We start from the raw sequence: 20081 nt of genomic DNA, 5'->3' as shown, positions 1-20081 counted from the left end.
ACGATGAGTGAGGCTGAAGCCCGCCCGAGTAACTTTATTCGTCAGATCATCGATGAAGATCTGGCCAGTGGTAAGCACACCACTATCCATACCCGTTTTCCGCCGGAGCCAAATGGCTATCTGCACATTGGCCACGCGAAATCCATTTGTCTGAACTTTGGCATTGCGCAAGATTACCAGGGCCAGTGCAACCTGCGTTTTGATGATACGAACCCGGTTAAAGAAGATATCGAGTACGTTGAGTCGATTAAAAACGACGTTGAATGGTTAGGTTTCCACTGGACTGGCGACATTCGCTACTCTTCGGATTACTTCGATCAGCTTCACGCCTATGCGGTAGAGCTTATTAATAAAGGCCTGGCGTACGTTGACGAACTGTCAGCGGACGAAATCCGCGAATACCGCGGCACGCTGACTCAGCCTGGCAAAAATAGCCCGTACCGCGATCGTAGCGTCGAAGAGAACCTGGCGCTGTTCGAAAAAATGCGTGCCGGTGGCTTTGAAGAAGGTAAAGCGTGCCTGCGTGCGAAAATCGACATGGCGTCGCCGTTTATCGTGATGCGCGATCCGGTGCTGTACCGTATTAAGTTCGCCGAACACCACCAGACCGGCAACAAGTGGTGCATCTACCCGATGTACGACTTTACCCACTGCATCAGCGATGCGCTGGAAGGCATTACGCATTCCCTGTGTACCCTGGAGTTTCAGGATAACCGTCGTCTGTACGACTGGGTGCTGGACAACATCACCATTCCGGTTCATCCGCGACAGTACGAATTCTCGCGCCTGAATCTGGAATATACCGTGATGTCCAAGCGCAAGCTGAACCTGCTGGTGACCGACAAGCACGTTGAAGGCTGGGACGATCCGCGTATGCCGACAATTTCTGGCCTGCGTCGTCGCGGTTATACCGCTGCCGCGATCCGTGAGTTCTGCAAACGCATTGGCGTGACCAAGCAAGACAACACCATTGAGATCGCTTCTCTGGAATCCTGTATCCGCGAAGATCTGAACGAAAACGCCCCGCGCGCGATGGCGGTTATCGATCCGGTTAAACTGGTTATCGAAAACTATCCGCAGGGCGAAAGCGAATTGGTCACCATGCCTAACCATCCGAACAAACCGGAAATGGGCAGCCGCGAAGTGCCATTTAGCGGTGAAATTTGGATCGATCGCGCAGACTTCCGTGAAGAAGCGAACAAGCAGTACAAGCGTCTGGTGATGGGCAAAGAAGTACGTCTGCGTAATGCTTATGTGATCAAAGCCGAACGTGTTGAGAAAGATGCGGAAGGGAATATCACCACCATTTTCTGCACCTACGATGCCGACACCCTGAGCAAAGACCCGGCCGATGGTCGTAAAGTCAAAGGCGTTATTCACTGGGTGAGCGCGTCCCATGCGCTGCCGATTGAAATCCGCTTGTACGATCGTCTGTTTAGCGTGCCAAATCCAGGCGCGGCGGAAGACTTCCTGTCCGTTATTAACCCGGAATCGCTGGTCATTAAGCAGGGTTACGGTGAGCCGTCGCTGAAGGCAGCGGTTGCAGGTAAAGCGTTCCAGTTTGAGCGTGAAGGTTACTTCTGCCTGGACAGTCGTTATGCAACGGCTGACAAGCTGGTGTTTAACCGAACCGTTGGTCTACGTGACACGTGGGCTAAAGCGGGCGAATAAGCCGCAACACATCCTCTCTAAACGCCGCTTCATGCGGCGTTTTTTTTCGCAAAAAAACCATGTTCCAGGCTCCGTTTGCGGAGCGAATTAATTACATGTCCGTAATAATGGACTGGGCGAATGTTTTTACGTTTAAATAACTTACCTCAATATGAAATGGGCTGAAACCGATTTCATCTCCATGGAAAACAAGCGATTTTTTAATTTTTTCAACGCTTTTTTATCTTCCGATGAAAATGTAACAGAAAGCAATCAAATATGTGCGGTTGCTCATACTATTACATACTCGTTACAGAAAGAGATTGATAATTCGCGTCGCGAAAAATAGTCTATTCATTGTAGTCACTGAGGTTTTCTTAGCGCTACTTTTTTATTTTTTGTTTTTTCGCTGTCCGCTTTTGTCGGCAGCATTTTATATGTCAAAGAGGATTAACATATGCGTACGTTTAGTGGCAAACGTAGTACGCTGGCGCTGGCTATCGCCGGTATCACAGCAATGTCGGGTTTTGTTGTCGCTCCGCAGGTACACGCCGAAGGATTTATTGATGACTCAACCTTAACCGGCGGCATCTATTACTGGCAGCGTGAGCGTGACCGTAAAGATGTGACCGATCATGACAAATATAAAACCAACCTTTCTCACTCCACCTGGAACGCTAACCTCGACTTCCAGTCCGGTTATGCGGCCGATATGTTTGGTATTGATATCGCAGCATTTACCGCGATTGAAATGAACGAAAGTAGCGAAAGCGGCCATCCAAACGAAATCGCATTCTCTTCTAAAAATAAAGGCTATGACGAGGATTACTCCGGCGATAAGAGCGGGATTAGCCTTTATAAAGCAGCAGCCAAATTTAAATACGGCCCAACCTGGGCGCGCGCCGGTTACATTCAACCAACCGGGCAGACTCTGCTGGCACCGCACTGGAGTTTTATGCCAGGTACCTATCAGGGTGCTGAAGCCGGTGCCAACTTCGATTACGGTGATGCTGGCGCACTGAGCTTCTCCTATATGTGGGCTAACGAATATAAAGCACCGTGGCACACCGAAGTCGATAAATTCTATCAGGCTGATAAAAAGACCAGTGTTGATTACCTGCACTCAATTGGCGCGAAATATGACTTCAAAAATAACCTGTTGCTGGAAGCGGCATTTGGTCAGTCTGAAGGTTATGTCGATCAGTACTTCGCAAAAGCCAGCTATAAATTTGATTTAGGCGGTAACCCATTTACCACCAGCTACCAGTTCTACGGTGCACGCGACAAGGTTGATGATCGTACCGTGAACGATATTTATGATGGCACTGCCTGGTTGCAGGCGTTGACCTTTGGCTACAAAGTGGCAGAAGTCGTCGACCTTCGTCTGGAAGGGACCTGGGTTAAAGCGGACGGCCAGCAGGGTTACTTCCTGCAGCGTATGACCCCAACCTACGCCTCTTCAAACGGTCGTCTGGATGTCTGGTGGGATAACCGTTCTGACTTCAACGCCAACGGTGAAAAGGCAGTCTTCTTCGGCGCAATGTATGACCTGAAGAACTGGAATCTGCCGGGCTGGGCGGTAGGTGCGTCCTACGTTTACGCATGGGATGCTAAGCCATCAACCTGGCAGCTCAACCCGGATGCGTACTACGACAAAAACCGGACTATCGAAGAATCTTCTTACAGCCTGGATGCGGTCTACACCCTGCAGGAAGGTCGTGCGAAGGGCACCATGTTTAAGCTGCACTTCACTCAGTACGACAACCATTCAGACATTCCGAGCTGGGGCGGTGGTTACGGCAACATGTTCCAGGATGAGCGCGACGTGAAGTTCATCGTTATTGCTCCGTTCACCATCTTCTAATGCCAACAGCGGCAGGCCGGGTGCCTGCCGCATCGTTGAGGAAAGTGCTATGAAAAAACTGATACTCATCGCCGTTATGGCATCAGGGCTGGTGGCGTGTGCGCAATCTCCTGCGCCGAAAGAGGACAGCCGTCTGAAAGAAGCCTACAGCGCGTGTATTAATACCGCGCAGGGATCGCCGGAGAAAATTGAAGCCTGCCAAAGCGTGTTGAATGTGCTGAAGAAAGAAAAACAGCACCAACAGTTTGCCAATGAAGAAAGCGTACGCGTGCTGGATTATCAGCAGTGTATCCAGGCCACGCGCACGGGTAACGGTCAGTCCGTCAATGCTGATTGTGACAAGGTCTGGCAGGAAATACGCAGTAAGAATACTGCGCAGTAAATCGAAAAATGAAAATACAACGGGCGGAGAATTCTCCGCCCGTTTGCATGTCAGAGTTTCTGTTCGGCCGGTTGATAATGACGACTCAGGCGGACAAACAACATTGCCGTGGCGGCGAGTCCGCAAAGTGCCGCGCACATCAGCCACCATCCCGGCGAGCTTTTATCTCCGGTTAGCTGGACCAGCGCCGTGGATATGACGGGTGTCAGACCGCCAAAAATCGCCGTAGCCAGACTGAAGGCCAGTGAAAAACCCACCGTACGGACATAGACAGGCATCACCTCGGTGAGTGCCGCGACCATTGCCCCATTGTACATACCAAAAAAGAACGAGAACCAAAGCAGGACCAGCGTCATGCGTATAAAATCTGGCGCGGCGGTGAGCCAGTGCATGACCGGCAAGGTGGTGAGCAGTGCGAGTACGGTAATCCCCATCAACACCGGGCGGCGACCAATTCGGTCAGAAATCGCTCCGCCAATCGGCAGCCAGATAAAGTTAGAAATACCGACCAGCATGGTGACGATCAGGCTGTCGCGAGCGCTCAGATGGAGTACAGCCCTGCCATAGGTCGGGGTATAGACGGTAATAAAGTAAAACGTCGTTGTGGTCATCGCCACCAGCAGTGTACCCGCTGAGATCAGACGCCAGTTTTTGATGATAGTGGTGAAAATTTCCCTGGTGTCGGGACGGTGTGTACGTTGTAAAAATGCGTCCGTTTCCTGAAGCGAGCGGCGCAGGACGAAGATCAACGGAATAATCATACAACCAATAAAGAACGGAATGCGCCAGCCCCATTCAGAGATTTCATCGTGCCCCAGCGTGGCATTCAGGCCGTAGCCAATCAGCGCTGCCACCACAATGGCAACCTGTTGGCTGGCGGACTGCCAGCTGGTGTAGAAACCTTTATTGCCAGGCGTGGCGATTTCAGAAAGATAAACCGAAACGCCGCCCAACTCTACGCCCGCAGAGAAGCCCTGCAATAATCGACCGACTAATACCAGCACAGGAGCCAGCAGGCCAATACTTTGATAACCGGGTACCAGGGCAATCAGCAGGGTACCGCATCCCATAATGGCCAGCGTCACCATCAGTCCTTTGCGGCGACCAATTCTGTCGATATAAGCACCCAGCACGATTGCGCCAACGGGCCGCATTAAAAAACCCGAACCGAAAACCGCAAAGGTCAACATGAGCCCGGCAAACTCACTCTCCGCGGGGAAGAAAGTCTTTGCGATATAGGTGGCGTAAAACCCGAACAGAAAAAAGTCGAACTGTTCGAGAAAATTACCGCTGGTTACCCGCAGTATTGCGCCGAAAGTTCCGGTGCGCGATGGTTGTTGTGTCATTGGGTTTGCTCCACTGTCTTATCATAATATTTATAGAGGTAAGAGTTTGCGGGTTAGTCGCCTGAGACTCCCGCCTGTTTGCCGCGCCGTTTCTCAATCGCCCACTTGAGTAAGGCTGCGCAGCGGTAAAATCCGTGGGCAAATTTTCCGTAAGGAATGGTCAGAAAAAGCGCCATGACCACGCCGAGATGAATGGCCAGTAAAATAGCCATCCATGAGGTATCTCTTCCCGCCAGCAGCGCCAGACCGGTCAGACTGGTCAGCAGCAGCAGCAAAATAAAACCGCGATCCATCGGTTTTTGCCGGGCGTCGCCGTGTAGCGGTGAGCGCCTGAGATTAAGCCATAGCAAGCCAGCCGGACCGACAACCAGGCCAATGCCACCCAACGTGCCCAGCATGACCGGAACGCTGAAGAACGGGTAGGGTGCTTCTATGCCTGCAAAGTAGTGATAGCCCGTTGCCACCACGGTGGCGGCAAAGCAGAGCATAAAACCATAGAAGGTAAAGTGGTGGAAACGGCGACGCATCAGGGTGAAAGCATCATCCGCTTCGTTACAACCTTTGCCATGGCCTCCATCGAGATACTTCAGCGTCAGCGCATTGTGCGAGGCTTCAGCAATCTCGGCGGAACGCGGCATGCCCGGAGAAATCTCGCGCCAGAAGCGGATCACTCCTGCCATCAGCAAACCGATCGCCAGAACAAAGACCGAACCAAACATCCAGGCCAGCAGGTTATGCGGGAAAATTTGATAGAAATCCCCGGCCAGCGGAGGATGGAATAGTGAACCTTTCAAGCCTATAGCGAGGAGTAAAAACAGGATCAGACCGAATACCAGCGCCAGCGTCACGGTTACGCCTGCGCGACGATATAGCGCTCCAAAAGCGGCGGGCTGCGCGTAATGCTGATAGGTTTCGAGCCGGACTTCCGCCATCGCCTTCGGCACGTTGATGGCAAATTCATGAGGCGGGGCATACTGACACGCGTGCAGGCAAGCGCCGCAGTTATGGCACAAGTTTGCCAGATAATTGATATCCGCTTTACCGAATTCCAGACGCTGAGTCATGGCCGGGAACACGGCGCAAAAGCCTTCGCAATAGCGGCAGGCGTTACACACCTGCATCACGCGTTCAACTTCAGCTTCCGGTTCGGTGATAATTTGCGCTTCGATGATCAGTTTCTCAAGCTGCTTCATGACGTGTCTCCTTACGTGCAGCCAGCGCGGCTTCTTTTCCGGCAATGCGGCCAAAGGTCGTGCCGATCGACATCCCCACGCCTGCGGTGTAACCCTTGCCCAGCACGTTACCCGCCATCATCTCTCCGGCGACGAACAGGTTACGGCTTGGAAGCCCTGCAAAATGCACAGCGGCGCGTTCGTTCACTTTTAACCCAAGATAAGTGAAGGTGAGTCCTGGCCGCAGGGCGTAGCCGTAGTAAGGCGGTTGATCCAGCGGTCGCGCCCAATGCGTTTTCTCGGGTAGCAAATCTTTAGTGGCGCAGTTATCCAGAACGGTATGGTCGAACTGACCTGGCTGGCAGGCGTTGTTGTACTCTGTCACGGTGTGGGTAAAGCGTTCGGCATCCAGTCCTAACTGAAAGGCCAGTTCAGCCAGCGTATTGGCCTGCGTGCCAGGAAAGACCGGAGGCATGAAGTGTCCGATAGCTTTACTGTCGATGATGGAGTAGCCAATCTGTCCTGGCTGTTGAGCGACCAGACGTCCCCAGATGGCGTAGCGTTTGGGCCAGAAATCTTCACCTTCATCATAAAAACGCTCAGCGTCCCGGTTCACCACAATACCGAGCGAAACGCAGTCCACGCGGGTGCAAATCCCGCCGTCATATAATGGCGCTCTGGCATCAATTGCCACACAGTGTGACTGGGAGGGATCGCCGATAATGTCTGCGCCAGCATCCATCATAAATTTGAGCAGTACGCCCTGATTAAAACGCGTGCCGCGAATCAGGAAGTTATCCGCTGGCCTCTCGCCGCGCTCGTTCTCTCCCCAGGCTTCTCGCAGCCACTCCCGGTTAGATTCGAATCCGCCAGCGGCAAGCACGCAGGATTTCGCTGTGATACGCTCGTTGCCTGACAGCGCCGCCACGAACTCGCCGTTGTGCAGTTCAAGCGCCTGAACGGGAGTGTCATAGCGGATTTGCACGCCCAGCTTTTCTGCGCTGCGGTAATAGGCATTCACCAGGGCTTTTCCGCCCCCCATAAAAAAGGCGTTGGTACGCGCCACGTGCAAAGCGCCAGAGAGAGGAGGCTGAAAGTTAACGCCGTGCTGGCGCATCCAGTCGCGGCATTGGGAAGAGGTACGGATCACCAGACGCGCCAGGGCTTCGTTGGTATTTCCTTCCGTGACGCGGCGCAGATCCTGCCAGAACTCCTCTTCCGGATAGCTTTCCACCAGCACATCCTGCGGCGCATCATGCATACAGCGCAGATTACGCGTGTGTTGGGAATTTCCCCCTCGCCATTCACGGGGAGCCGCTTCGAGCAGGAGTACCGAAGCTCCTTGCTCGCGGGCAGACAAGGCAGCGCATAACGCGGCATTGCCACCACCAATCACCAGAACATCAACCATCGTATACTCCATTACCATTTAACCATTTGTTAAATTTGTAATTGAAATGTATACGCACGGCTTGTGCGGGCGCTATGACGTGGTGCTAAACGGTACTTTAGTTATTGTAAAGGATGGCGCCAGGCCAGCTTCCTGCTTCCACCAGTTGATGCATCACTTTCGTCAGTACCACGCGGGCAGCGAGGCCCGCCGGGGTGAGCTCATCGTCTGAGAGACTCACCAGAAAGTTGGGGCGACTAAGTGTTGGATTGTGGACGCCGATCACTCTTAGCGTCTCTTTATCGAGATGGGAAATTGCCGCGCCGGGCTGGAGAGTGGCACCAATGCCACTGCGCACGGCGCGCATGAGTAGCGCCAGACCATCAATTTCCGTGGCGATCTCAATGTTCAGCGCGTGTTCCTGACAAATCGCTTCCAGCCTGCCGCGCAGACCGTGGCCCGGGCTTGGCATTATCAATGGGATACTTGCCAGCTGGGCTGGAGCAATATTGTCATCGGCAATATCAGCCAGTAAGGCATGAGTCCCAATCAAAAACAGCCGCTCTTCGAGAATCGGTATGGCGCTCCAGCGCAGGATCTTTTCTTTCTGAAACACGACAGCCAGATCAATCTGGCGGGTATTAATCATCCGCTCCAGATTGCCAGAGAGGCTTTCCACCACATGCAGACGGACATCACTGTAGCTTTCCCGCATGGCGTTGATAAACGGCATTCCGAGAACGGAAGCGGTACTGGGAGCCATGCCGACGCTGACGTGCCCGGAAAGCCGGGACTCGCGTGCGGCGAGGATCGCGTCGTCTGCGTGACGGAGCGCCAGCTGCGCCTGGGAGTAAAAAGCCAGTCCGGCGCTGGTGGGCGTCACGCCTCGCGAGGTGCGCTGCAGCAGGCGAATAGCGAGTTCGTTTTCCAGACGCGACATTTGCTGGCTGAGTGCCGAAACCCCTATATTGAGATCGAGTGCCGCGCTACCCATGCTGCCGGTTTCTACAATGCGCACAAAATAGCGTAGCTGGCGAAGTTCCATTTCGACTCTCCGGAAGGGGCAATTGATTTTACATTAAAGCAACACAGGAGCGGAGGGAAGGGGAAAAGGGCAGGTAATGCTCATAAAAAAAGCCAACCGGAAGGTTGGCTTTTCAAAAAGCATTACATTATTTGCCGTCGTGGGCATGCTCATCTTCGCGGCAATCGCCTTCAGCGCAGTGGCCGTAGAGATAGAGACTATGGTTGGTTAAACGAATGCCATGTTTAGCTGCAATCTCACGCTGGCGCGCTTCGATGGAATCATCGCTGAACTCGACCACTTTGCCGCAGTCGAGGCAAATGAGGTGATCGTGGTGATGCTGTTGAGTCAGTTCGAAGACGGATTTACCGCCTTCAAAATTATGGCGGGTCACGATACCGGCATCATCAAACTGGTTCAGCACACGATACACGGTCGCCAGACCAATCTCTTCACCCATATCGATCAGGCGTTTGTATAAATCTTCCGCACTGACGTGATGGTTATCCGGTTCCTGAAGAACTTCCAGAATTTTTAAACGAGGAAGCGTTACTTTCAGGCCAGCCTTCTTTAATGCGGTATTGTTGTCAGTCATGCGGAATCTGTCCTGTAGCTAAACGATTCACTTCATTAACAGAAGTGACAGAAATTGCACTTGAGATAATGCGTATCATTATAGAACTGCCATGGCTAAATGAAAACTGCAAGTCTCTGGCATATATTGTTAATCAAAACGTGGTATCGCCGACAAACACACTGTGCAACACCCGATTGGCATCCAGCCATTGTACAGGGTCAGACGAAAAAGTTACAAATTTGTAGCAATTATTTTGATTGGTTTTATCTATTGATGCGGCGCAGATGGAAATCTGCGCCGCACGAAATCAGGCATTAATGATTTCGTCGAGGTGCAGCTCTTCAGAGATCTGCTTAACCCATTTTTCTACGCGTTCTGCTGTCAGCTCTGGCTGGCGATCTTCATCGATAGCCAGACCGACAAAGTGGTCGTCGTCAGCCAGGCCTTTAGACGCTTCAAAGTGATAACCCGCAGTCGGCCAGTGACCAACGATAGTTGCGCCGCGCGGTTCGATGATGTCGCGAATGGTCCCTAACGCATCACAGAAATATTCTGCGTAATCTTCCTGGTCGCCGCAGCCGAACAATGCAACCAGTTTGCCATTAAAATCAATGTCTTCGAGGGTAGGGAAGAAGTCGTCCCAGTCACACTGCGCTTCACCGTAGTACCAGGTTGGGATGCCGAGCAGCAGAATGTCATAACCTTCGAGGTCTTCTTTGCTGCTTTTTGCAATGTCATGAACATCGGCAACGTCTTTACCAAGCTGTTTTTGAATCATTTTTGCGATGTTTTCGGTATTACCGGTGTCGCTGCCGAAAAAGATGCCAGTGATTGCCATGAGTAAAATAACCTCTTGAAACTTATTGAAATGGTGGTGGCGCATTGCCCACGGATAAGGGCAATCATAGCAGAACAGTCAGGCATGCGGAAACAGCAAACACGCAGGACTGCACTCTGTGCTACACGATTTATGATTTAGAGCAGAAATTCAGACTATGCCTGACCGCGCAATGTGCTGAGTTGGGTCATCAGCATCTCTTCGATGAGTTCACTGCGACTCATGTTGCGCGCCTCAGCCAGCTCGTTCAGAGCGTCAACGGCATCAGCGTTCAGTTTCAGTTCGACACGCTTAAGCCCGCGAACTTTGTCACGCTTAAGCTGATTACGTTTATTAATACGTAACTGTTCATCACGCGAGAGCGGATTAGTTTTGGGTCGTCCCGGGCGACGCTCCTGCGCGAACAGATCTAATGTCGTACGGTCCGTTTGTTCTTTGGCCATGATCTTGGTGACTTCGGGGAAACAATCAGCCAGGCGTCTGCCCGGATGGATAGCGCGCCATAATACATCAGCAGGGGTGACACGCCAACGCCCACGCGCGTAATCGCGCGCAGACGCTGAGTTTTTAATCAGTTAGCCTGTTCGTTCAGATAACGACGGATGGCGCGCAGCACCGCCTCCGGTTTTTCCGCATGCACCCAATGACCGGCTCCAGCAATAACATGCGCCCGAGCCTGTGGGAATTGCGCCAGCAGTTGTTCGCGATACGCTTCGGTAACATACGGTGAGTTGCCGCCAGGGATAAACAGCGCCGGGTGCTCCCATGCAGGAATGGTTTCCCAACCGACGATATGAGGATACTGATCCCACAGCACGGGAACGTTAAAACGCCACTCGCCGTCGACGAAAGATTTCAGCAGAAACTGGATTACGCCTTCTTCATGCAGATGTTGACGCATGACGCCGGCCGCCTGCTGACGCGAAGTGGCCTGGGCATCGGTTACGGCATTAATAGCGGTAAAGATCGCATCGTGACGGCGAACATGATAGTCGACCGGCGCAATATCAATGGCCACCAGTCGATCGATACGATCAGGAGCCAGCGCGGTTAACGCCATGACGGCTTTTCCCCCCATCGAGTGACCAATAAAGGTCGCCTTTTCTATTTGCTGAGCGTCCAGCGTATCCAGCAAATCTTGCGCCATGGCCGGATAATTCATCTCAGGGGAACGAGGGGAGAGGCCATGATTTCGCATATCGACCTGGATGATATCGTGATCGACCACCAGATCGCGCGCCAGGATCCCCAGGTTATCCAGACTGCCAAACAGGCCGTGAACCAGGACGATGGGAGAATTATTGTGCAGGTTTTGCGCAGATTGCGCTCGGATATTCAATTTCATGGCAAAGTTCTTTTTTTCACACTCACGGGTTAGGGTATCATGTTGACCATTCTGCCACATGGCTGCAACAACTACGGTTACTCTGAGTTTTGCTGGCCACCAGGCTTGACGCTATCCGCTGTTGGGATTTGCCTTTACACTACGTGTGTTTACCCCGACAACTTGTATTCAGCTAAACACTGCACTGGATTAAGATGAAAACGATTGAAGTTGATGATGAACTCTATAGCTATATTGCCAGCCACACCAAGCATATTGGCGAGAGCGCATCCGACATTTTACGGCGTATGTTGAAATTTTCCGCCGCATCACAGCCTGTCACTCCGGTAGTCAAAGAAGTCCGCGCTGTGCAACCTGTCGTGGAAGCTAAGCCGGTTAACCCCGTAAAAGATAAAGTGCGCGCGATGCGTGAACTGCTGCTGTCCGACGAATACGCGGAACAGAAGAAAGCAGTAAATCGCTTTATGCTGGTGCTGTCTACACTCTATTCACTGGATCAAAACGCGTTCGCCGAAGCAACGGAATCGTTGCATGGCCGTACGCGCGTTTATTTTGCAGCGGATGAACAGACGCTGCTGAAAAATGGTAATCAAACCAAACCGAAACACGTGCCAGGCACGCCGTACTGGGTGATCACCAACACCAATACCGGCCGTAAATGCAGCATGGTTGAACACATCATGCAGTCAATGCAATTCCCTGCGGAATTGATTGAAAAGGTTTGCGGAACAATTTAATCCTTGCATTAGAAGGACCAGGCAATGGCAATCCACAACCGTGCAGGTCAACCTGCGCAACAGAGTGATTTGATTAACGTCGCCCAACTGACGGCACAGTACTATGTACTGAAACCAACAGCAGGGAACGCTGAGCACGCCGTTAAGTTCGGTACGTCCGGACATCGTGGCAGTGCAGGTCGTCATAGTTTTAACGAGCCGCATATTCTGGCTATCGCTCAGGCGATTGCTGAAGAACGTGCGAAAAACGGGATTACTGGCCCGTGCTATGTGGGCAAGGATACCCACGCGCTGTCTGAACCGGCTTTTATCTCTGTACTGGAAGTGCTGGCGGCGAACGGCGTTGACGTCATCGTGCAGGAAAATAACGGCTTTACGCCAACCCCTGCTGTGTCGAATGCTATCCTGGTCCACAACAAAAAAGGCGGCCCGCTGGCTGACGGCATTGTGATCACGCCGTCCCACAACCCGCCGGAAGATGGCGGCATTAAATATAACCCGCCAAACGGTGGTCCGGCAGATACCAACGTCACCAAAGTGGTGGAAGACAGAGCCAACGCGCTGCTGGCTGACGGTCTGCAAGGCGTGAAGCGCATGTCGCTGGACGCTGCGCTGGCATCTGGTCATGTAACAGAGCAGGATCTGGTTCAGCCGTTTGTTGAAGGACTGGCTGACATCGTCGACATGGCGGCGATCCAAAAAGCGGGTCTGACGCTGGGTGTCGATCCGCTGGGCGGTTCCGGTATCGAATACTGGAAGCGTATTGCTAAGCACTACAACCTGAACCTGACTATCGTTAACGATCACGTTGATCAGACTTTCCGCTTTATGCATCTCGACAAAGATGGCGCAATCCGCATGGACTGCTCCTCCGAGTGCGCGATGGCGGGCCTGCTGGCGCTGCGCGACAAGTTCGATCTGGCCTTTGCCAACGACCCAGACTACGACCGTCACGGTATCGTCACCCCGGCAGGGCTGATGAATCCGAACCACTATCTGGCGGTGGCGATCAACTACCTGTTCCAGCATCGTCCGCAGTGGGGCAAAGACGTTGCCGTTGGTAAGACGCTGGTGTCCTCGGCGATGATTGACCGCGTGGTGAATGATTTAGGGCGTAAACTGGTCGAAGTGCCGGTTGGCTTTAAATGGTTTGTTGACGGTCTGTTCGACGGCAGCTTTGGCTTTGGTGGTGAAGAGAGCGCGGGGGCATCTTTCCTGCGTTTCGACGGTACACCGTGGTCGACCGACAAAGACGGCATCATCATGTGCCTGTTGGCGGCAGAAATTACCGCAGTGACCGGTAAGAATCCGCAGGAGCACTACAACGAACTGGCTGCCCGCTTTGGTGCGCCGAGCTACAACCGCCTGCAGGCAAGTGCGACCTCTGCACAGAAAGCGGCGCTGTCTAAGCTGTCTCCGGAAATGGTGAGTGCCAGCACGCTGGCGGGCGACCCGATCACCGCACGTCTGACGGCGGCACCGGGCAACGGTGCTTCTATCGGCGGTCTGAAAGTGATGACTGACAACGGCTGGTTTGCCGCTCGTCCGTCCGGCACCGAAGACGCTTATAAAATCTATTGCGAGAGCTTCCTCGGTGAAGAACACCGCAAGCAGATCGAAAAAGAAGCGGTTGAGATCGTCAGCGAAGTGCTGAAAAACGCGTAAACCGTAGGCCGGATAGCGTCGCTATCCGGCATGAATTAAAAAGCCGGATAGCTTTGCGCTGATCCGGCTTTTTTTTATTCGGCTTAGATTCACGGCATAAACCGATAGCCAATCCCGGTTTCGGTCAGAAAATGACGCGGACGCGCCGGGTCCTGTTCCAGCTTCTGGCGCAGGTGTCCCATGTAAATTCGCAGATAGTGACTGTGTTCGACGGCGTTCGGTCCCCAAACCTGATTTAGCAACTGGCGTTGCGTTAGTACCTTTCCGGCATTATTCAGCAGTACCGCTAACAGGCGAAACTCAATCGGCGTCAGATGAATCTCTTCATCACCACGATGTACGAGGCGGGCGGCGATATCTACTTTTACGTTGGAAAAATGCACCACCGGCTCGGGAGACGCGCCGCTGGCGTGGCGGCGCAATGCCACGCGTAATCGCGCCTGTAGCTCGCCAATACCAAAGGGTTTACTGAGATAGTCATCGGCACCGGCATCCAGGGCAGCGATTTTATCGCTTTCTTCGCTGCGGGCTGAGAGCACAATTACCGGTATCGCGCTCCATTGTCGTAGGTCACGAATAAAATCAATGCCGTCACCGTCCGGCAGACCGAGATCGAGAATGATGAGATCGGGTTTTCGCGTGGCGGCTTCCAGCAGACCACGTTGCAGCGTTTCCGCTTCATATACACGCAGACCATCGGCTTCCAGCGCGGTGCGCAGAAAGCGACGGATAGCCTGTTCATCTTCAACAATCAGTACGTTCGTCACATATCCTCATGAAAATCTTCAAGTTCAGGGGGGATTTCCTGGGGCAGTGTAACACGGAAACATGCTCCTCCCTGTGCGCGATTGTGGACGGAAATCGTACCGCCGTGCACGTCCACAATGGCCTGACAGATTGCCAGCCCCAGCCCAACGCCCGGTACCGATGACTCTTTGTTTCCCCGGGAAAACTTGTCAAAAACTCGCTGCTCCATACCCGATGGAATGCCGGGACCATTATCCCAGACGTCCAGTTGCAGGTGCTCGCCATCGACGCTGGCATCAATACCGATTTGCGCCGCTGGACCTGCGTATTTAACGGCGTTTTCCAGCAGATTAATCAGCACCCGTTCAAAGAGTGGGCCATCGACGTGGATCAGCGTCAACGGTGCTGGTAGCGACAAATTAATAGGAGCAGAGAGTCCTGGCTCCAGCATCTGCAGGGCGCTGCCGACCACCTCTTCCAGTGTTAACCACTCCTTCTTAAGATTAAAGCCGCCAGACTGAATTCGCGCCATATCCAGCAGGTTATTAACCAGTCGGGTCGTATTCAGGACGTGCTGGCGAATCTCACTGGCCTGGCGCGCGTGCGGCGATCCTTCGCTTGCCAGATCCAACGTTAAGATCTCTGCCTGACCAAACAGCACCGTTAGCGGCGTACGTAAATCGTGGGAAAGGGCGGCGAGCAGCGCGTTGCGAATGCTTTCGCGCTCGCTGGCAAACCGGGCTTGCTCTTCGCTGGCAGTCAGCGTCAGACGCTCCAGCGCACTGGCGACCAGTAAAGTAAAAGTTTCCAGCAGGCGTTGCTGTTCGGGGATCATCAACTGGCGTAAATTTCCTGGTTCCACAACCAGCAGCCCATGCGTTTTGTCAGCACTTTTTAACGGTAAAATTTGATACGGCACACCTGGCAACGTGTCAGTACCTGCGCCAGCCGGTTGCCCTTTATCAAAGCTCCATTGGGCAATGGCATCATCCCACGGCGTCATGCCCTGTTGATGGGTGAGAGGGGCCAGCTTACCGTTCTCACCGGGCAGTAAAACCTGGCTGCGGGCCTGGAACGTTGAGGCAATAAACTGTTCGCTGGTGGCGGCAATATCTTGCTGACTACGCCCAACGGCCAGCGCTTTTGACATCTCATACAAATGGCGCGTACGTTGTTCACGATAACGGGCCACCCGCGCCTGATAACGCACTCCGGCGGTAAGATTACCGATTACCAGCCCTACCGTTAGCATCACGGCGAAGGTAAGCAGGTACTGGACATCGGAAACGGCCAGCGTGCCGCGCGGAGCAATAAAGAAGAGATCGAAGCTGGCGACGTTAATAAAAGTTGCCAGCACCGACGGCCAGCGTCCGTAAAAGAGGGCGATAACCACCACGCCCAATAAATAGATCATCACCAGGTTGGCGGCGTCAAAGGCCATCAACCACTGCATGGCAATCAACGTAATGATGGCGCACAGCGCGACGGCAACCACACAACCCTGAATTTGTACCCGCCATTTATCCTTAAAGGTGCGGTTATCTGCAGTTTGTAGCACAGGGCGCGAAGGTGGCTCATCGAGCGCAACAATCATCAGGTCGAGATCCGGTGCGCGATGGGCCAGTTTGTCAGCAAAGGAATCACTGCGCCACCAGCGTCGTGTAGTCGGACGTCCGAGGACAATTTTTCCCAGATTATGCTCACGGGCGTAGCGGATTACCGCCTTGTCTTCAGCGGGATCGGAAAGGGTGGCGGTTTCTGCACCCAGCTCCTGGGCTAACCGCAGAGCGCTTAGGATTGCCCGGCGCTGTTTTTCGGGCAGTCGGTGCAGCGCTGGCGTTTCGACATACACTGCATGCCAGACGCTGCCGAGGCGCGCTGCCAGACGCGCGGCTGCACGCACCAGCTTTTCGCTGCCGGTATTGTGTCCAATACACAGTAAAATGGCGTCACGGGTATGCCAGACTTTTTCTTCCCCCGGACGCCCTCGCCAGGCACGCATCTGATCGTCAACCCGATCGGCCGTGCGGCGCAGGGCCAGCTCACGTAGCGCGATCAAGTTCCCTTTGCGAAAGAAATGCTCGATGGCTCTTTCCGCCTGACCGGCGATATAGACCTTGCCTTCGTTCAGGCGTTGGCGCAAATCGTCGGGGGGAAGATCGACCAGCACCACATCGTCGGCGGCATCGAAAAAAGGATCGGGGACGGTTTCGCGAACCTGAATGCCGGTGACGCCGCTGACCACATCATTGAGGCTTTCCAGATGCTGCACGTTGACGGTAGTAAAAACGTCAATACCGGCTTCGAGCAGTTCTTCAATATCTTGCCAACGCTTAGGGTGGCGTGAGCCAGGCGCATTACTGTGCGCCAGTTCATCCATCAAAATGAGCGCCGGACGGCGGGCCAGCGCCGCGTCGAGATCGAACTCGCTAATATGACGGCCATGGCGCGCCTGTCTCTTTAGCGGCAGGATGCTGAGACCGTCCAGCAACGCGGCGGTCTCTTTGCGTCCGTGGGTTTCCACCACGCCAATCAGCACATCTAACCCCTGCGCCCGCAGCCGCTGGGCCTCTGCCAGCATGGCCCAGGTTTTACCGACGCCTGCACACGCGCCGAAGAAAATTTTCAGTTTTCCGCGGTGCGGGGCAGCGGTCTGCTCCAGCAGGCGATCGGGGTCGGGGCGTAAGGGTTCGTTATGCATGTCCTTTTTCTCAGTGCTTATCCAGCGCTAAATTAAGTTCCACCAGGTTCACCACCGGCTGGCCGATAAAACTGACCAACGGCTTTTGCGTGTATTGTGCAACCAGGCGCGTGACCTCTTCAATGCTGAGGTTGCGAGCCTGCGCCACGCGGGGGATTTGCCAGGCCACCGCGGCGGGTGTCAGATTGTTATCCAGCCCGCTGGCAGAAGCCGTTACCAGCTCTACCGGAACGACAGGATTTGCCTGCGGGTTGGCGGCACGCAGCGCGGCTATCCGGCTTTGCAGCTGTTTATCCAGTTCCGGGTTGCTGGCTGCCAGGTTACTGCCGCCTGAAGCCATTGGATTATAGGGCATTTCTGCTGTAGCTGACGGACGTCCCTGAAAATAACCGGCCGCGGTAAAATGTTGCCCAATGAGCGCAGAGCCGCGAACGACTTGACCTTCGCGTAGAAGCGAACCGTTAGCCTGGTGGGGAAACCACCACTGCCCCAACGCGGTGGTCAACAACGGGTAAGCCCCGCCGGTGATAAGCATCAGGAAAATCAATGTTGATAATGCAGGACGTAATCCACTCATCTGAAACCTCACACCAGACCCAGCAGGGTCAGCAGTAAATCAATTGCTTTGATACCGATAAACGGCACAACCAGACCACCCAGACCATAGATCCACAAATTACGGCGCAGCATTGCGGATGCGGATAACGGTTTGTAGCTCACGCCTTTAAGCGCCAGCGGGATCAGAAAGACGATAACCAGCGCATTAAAGATAACCGCGCTGAGGATCGCCGAATCCGGCGAATGCAGACCCATCACGTTAAGCGCATTGAGCTGCGGGTAGGTGGCGGCGAACGCGGCCGGGATAATGGCGAAATACTTCGCCACGTCGTTGGCGATACTGAAGGTGGTCAGCGAACCACGCGTCATCAGCATCTGTTTACCAATGTGCACCACCTCAATCAGCTTGGTGGGGTTAGAGTCGAGATCCACCATGTTGCCTGCTTCCTTCGCCGCCTGGGTCCCGGAGTTCATGGCGACTGCCACGTCGGCTTGCGCCAGCGCCGGGGCGTCATTGGTTCCGTCGCCGGTCATCGCCACCAGACGACCTTCCGCCTGATACTGACGAATCAGCGCCAGCTTGGCTTCCGGCGTGGCTTCAGCTAAGAAGTCATCTACCCCGGCTTCTGCCGCAATCGCGGCAGCGGTCAGGCGGTTATCGCCGGTGATCATCACCGTTTTGATGCCCATTTTACGCAGTTGGGCAAAACGTTCCTTGATTCCGCCTTTTACGATATCTTTCAGGGCAATCACGCCCAGCACGCGGGAGCCTTCGGCAACCACCAGCGGCGTAGCGCCAAGGCGTGCGACGTTTTCGACCTTCTGCTCCACGTCGGCAGGGAACTGGCCGCCGTTGGCCTCGACGTGACGACGAATAGCATCGACCGACCCTTTGCGGATCATGCGGTTGTCGATGTTGATCCCGCTCATCCGACTTTGGGCGGTAAACGGTACAAAGGTGGCGTGTAGCGATTGCACGTCGCGAATACGCAGATTAAAGCGCTGTTTAGCCAGAATCACGATGCTGCGGCCTTCTGGGGTTTCATCGGCAAGTGATGAAAGCTGCGCGGCGTCGGCCAGCGTTTTTTCGTCCACGCCCTGGGCGGGCAGGAAATCTGAAGCCTGGCGGTTACCCAGCGTAATGGTGCCGGTTTTGTCCAGCAGCAGTACGTCCACGTCACCCGCAGCTTCTACTGCACGTCCGCTGGTGGCGATGACGTTCGCGCCCAGCATGCGGCTCATCCCGGCGACGCCAATTGCGGAGAGTAGCCCGCCGATGGTGGTGGGGATCAGACACACCAGCAGGGCAACCAGTACCGTGACGCTAACCGCGCTACCACCCCAGGCGGAAAATGGCCACAGCGTGGCGGTCGCCAGCAGAAAAACGATGGTCAGGGCTATCAACAGGATCGTCAGGGCGATTTCATTCGGCGTTTTACGCCGCTGCGCGCCTTCAACCATGGCGATCATCCGGTCGAGGAACGTTTCACCAGGGTTTACGCTACATTCAATCACCAGCCAGTCGGAGAGGATGCGGGTCCCGCCGGTGACGGAGGCGAAATCACCTCCGGATTCACGAATGACCGGCGCGGATTCACCGGTAATGGCGCTTTCATCTACCGATGCGCCACCTTCGATGACCTCGCCGTCACACGGGATAATATCGCCCGCTTCTACTAACACGATATCTCCTTTGCGCAAATCCTCCGCCGGAACGTGATCCATGGCGGCACCGTATTTCGGTTCGCGGAGTTTGCGAGCAAATGCGGTTTTTTTCACTCCTTTCAGACTGTTAGCCTGAGCCTTACTGCGTCCTTCCGCCAGCGCTTCGGCAAAGTTGGCGAACAGAACGGTGACCCACAGCCACAGACTTATCGCGCCGGTAAACCACGGATTGCCTTGCATATGGCCTGTGGCCATTGCCAACGTTAACAGGGTTGTCAGCAGACTGCCCAGCCAGACGATAAACATCACCGGATTGCGCCACTGGGTATGTGGGCTTAATTTTTTCACGGCGTCCATCAGCGCCTGTGCGACCAGAGAGGGTTCGAACAGCGCCAGTTGCTTGCGACTCATAGTCATGTG

At 54.1% G+C, this 20081-nt stretch carries 18 protein-coding genes; 5 read left to right on the top strand and 13 right to left on the bottom strand.

Annotated elements, in window-relative coordinates; all coding sequences use genetic code 11:
• The first annotated feature begins 3 nt into the window (after positions 1-3).
• From glnS to chiQ, 3 genes are all read left to right on the top strand, one after another.
• Positions 4-1671 carry a glutamine--tRNA ligase gene (gene glnS / locus ACHHZ7_RS01870; RefSeq protein ID WP_048226099.1) on the top strand — a complete coding sequence of 556 codons (1668 nt, stop codon included), beginning with the start codon at positions 4-6 and terminating at the stop codon, positions 1669-1671.
• A 436-nt stretch (positions 1672-2107) separates the two neighbouring features.
• Complete coding sequence (gene chiP / locus ACHHZ7_RS01865) at positions 2108-3514, top strand: chitoporin (RefSeq protein ID WP_008784105.1); 1407 nt, start codon at positions 2108-2110, stop codon at positions 3512-3514.
• Between the two features lie 49 nt (positions 3515-3563).
• Positions 3564-3896, top strand: a complete 333-nt coding sequence (chiQ, locus tag ACHHZ7_RS01860; protein WP_008784106.1) for a ChiQ/YbfN family lipoprotein — start codon at positions 3564-3566, stop codon at positions 3894-3896.
• 50 nt (positions 3897-3946) lie between these two features.
• On the opposite strand, the gene ACHHZ7_RS01855 is transcribed toward chiQ, so the two are convergent.
• The 9 genes from ACHHZ7_RS01855 to ybfF form a co-directional block, all read right to left on the bottom strand.
• Positions 3947-5242 (bottom strand): MFS transporter, encoded by a 1296-nt coding sequence (locus tag ACHHZ7_RS01855; protein WP_060682574.1) that lies wholly within the window; start codon positions 5240-5242, stop codon positions 3947-3949.
• A gap of 53 nt (positions 5243-5295) precedes the next feature.
• The gene (gene tcuB, locus ACHHZ7_RS01850; RefSeq protein ID WP_060682573.1) at positions 5296-6435 is read right to left on the bottom strand and encodes a tricarballylate utilization 4Fe-4S protein TcuB; all 1140 of its coding nucleotides are present in this window, start codon (positions 6433-6435) and stop codon (positions 5296-5298) included.
• The gene (gene tcuA, locus ACHHZ7_RS01845) at positions 6422-7825 is read right to left on the bottom strand and encodes an FAD-dependent tricarballylate dehydrogenase TcuA (RefSeq protein WP_060682572.1); all 1404 of its coding nucleotides are present in this window, start codon (positions 7823-7825) and stop codon (positions 6422-6424) included. Before tcuA ends, tcuB begins: the two co-directional genes overlap by 14 nt.
• A 97-nt stretch (positions 7826-7922) precedes the next feature.
• Positions 7923-8849, bottom strand: coding sequence for a tricarballylate utilization LysR family transcriptional regulator TcuR (gene tcuR, locus ACHHZ7_RS01840; protein WP_060682571.1), 927 nt, complete (start codon positions 8847-8849; stop codon positions 7923-7925).
• Between the two features lie 127 nt (positions 8850-8976).
• Positions 8977-9423: a ferric iron uptake transcriptional regulator gene (fur, locus tag ACHHZ7_RS01835; protein WP_003022836.1), complete on the bottom strand. Its 447-nt coding sequence runs from the start codon at positions 9421-9423 to the stop codon at positions 8977-8979.
• Positions 9416-9502 carry a ryhB-regulated fur leader peptide gene (locus ACHHZ7_RS01830; RefSeq protein WP_100247215.1) on the bottom strand — a complete coding sequence of 29 codons (87 nt, stop codon included), beginning with the start codon at positions 9500-9502 and terminating at the stop codon, positions 9416-9418. The genes fur and ACHHZ7_RS01830 overlap by 8 nt, the downstream gene beginning before the upstream one ends.
• Positions 9503-9712: 210 nt before the next feature.
• Positions 9713-10243, bottom strand: a complete 531-nt coding sequence (gene fldA / locus ACHHZ7_RS01825; protein ID WP_003022839.1) for a flavodoxin FldA — start codon at positions 10241-10243, stop codon at positions 9713-9715.
• A gap of 155 nt (positions 10244-10398) precedes the next feature.
• Positions 10399-10686 (bottom strand): LexA regulated protein, encoded by a 288-nt coding sequence (ybfE, locus tag ACHHZ7_RS01820; protein ID WP_003831362.1) that lies wholly within the window; start codon positions 10684-10686, stop codon positions 10399-10401.
• Between the two features lie 128 nt (positions 10687-10814).
• The gene (ybfF, locus tag ACHHZ7_RS01815) at positions 10815-11588 is read right to left on the bottom strand and encodes an esterase (protein ID WP_060683746.1); all 774 of its coding nucleotides are present in this window, start codon (positions 11586-11588) and stop codon (positions 10815-10817) included.
• A gap of 194 nt (positions 11589-11782) precedes the next feature.
• Between ybfF and seqA the strand changes: the two genes are divergently transcribed.
• The gene (gene seqA / locus ACHHZ7_RS01810) at positions 11783-12325 is read left to right on the top strand and encodes a replication initiation negative regulator SeqA (protein WP_048214679.1); all 543 of its coding nucleotides are present in this window, start codon (positions 11783-11785) and stop codon (positions 12323-12325) included.
• A gap of 24 nt (positions 12326-12349) precedes the next feature.
• Positions 12350-13990, top strand: coding sequence for a phosphoglucomutase (alpha-D-glucose-1,6-bisphosphate-dependent) (gene pgm, locus ACHHZ7_RS01805; protein WP_008784117.1), 1641 nt, complete (start codon positions 12350-12352; stop codon positions 13988-13990).
• An 89-nt stretch (positions 13991-14079) separates the two neighbouring features.
• Here the strand turns inward: pgm and kdpE are convergent, their stop codons facing one another.
• From kdpE to kdpB, 4 genes are read right to left on the bottom strand one after another with little or no spacing between them, the layout of a single operon-like run.
• Positions 14080-14757: a two-component system response regulator KdpE gene (kdpE, locus tag ACHHZ7_RS01800; RefSeq protein ID WP_048226088.1), complete on the bottom strand. Its 678-nt coding sequence runs from the start codon at positions 14755-14757 to the stop codon at positions 14080-14082.
• Entirely contained in the window at positions 14754-17438 is a 2685-nt protein-coding gene (gene kdpD, locus ACHHZ7_RS01795; RefSeq protein ID WP_032942706.1) for a two-component system sensor histidine kinase KdpD, read from the bottom strand. Before kdpD ends, kdpE begins: the two co-directional genes overlap by 4 nt.
• A 10-nt stretch (positions 17439-17448) precedes the next feature.
• Positions 17449-18015 carry a potassium-transporting ATPase subunit KdpC gene (gene kdpC / locus ACHHZ7_RS01790; RefSeq protein ID WP_048235873.1) on the bottom strand — a complete coding sequence of 189 codons (567 nt, stop codon included), beginning with the start codon at positions 18013-18015 and terminating at the stop codon, positions 17449-17451.
• An 8-nt stretch (positions 18016-18023) separates the two neighbouring features.
• On the bottom strand, positions 18024-20072 hold the full coding sequence (gene kdpB / locus ACHHZ7_RS01785) for a potassium-transporting ATPase subunit KdpB (RefSeq protein WP_060682570.1): 2049 nt from the start codon (positions 20070-20072) through the stop codon (positions 18024-18026).
• Between the last annotated feature and the right edge of the window lie 9 nt (positions 20073-20081).

The sequence above is a fragment of the Citrobacter freundii complex sp. 2024EL-00216 genome (assembly GCF_043945515.1).
Taxonomy (GTDB): domain Bacteria; phylum Pseudomonadota; class Gammaproteobacteria; order Enterobacterales; family Enterobacteriaceae; genus Citrobacter; species Citrobacter portucalensis.
This window is presented reverse-complemented; position numbering and strand designations above follow the sequence as displayed.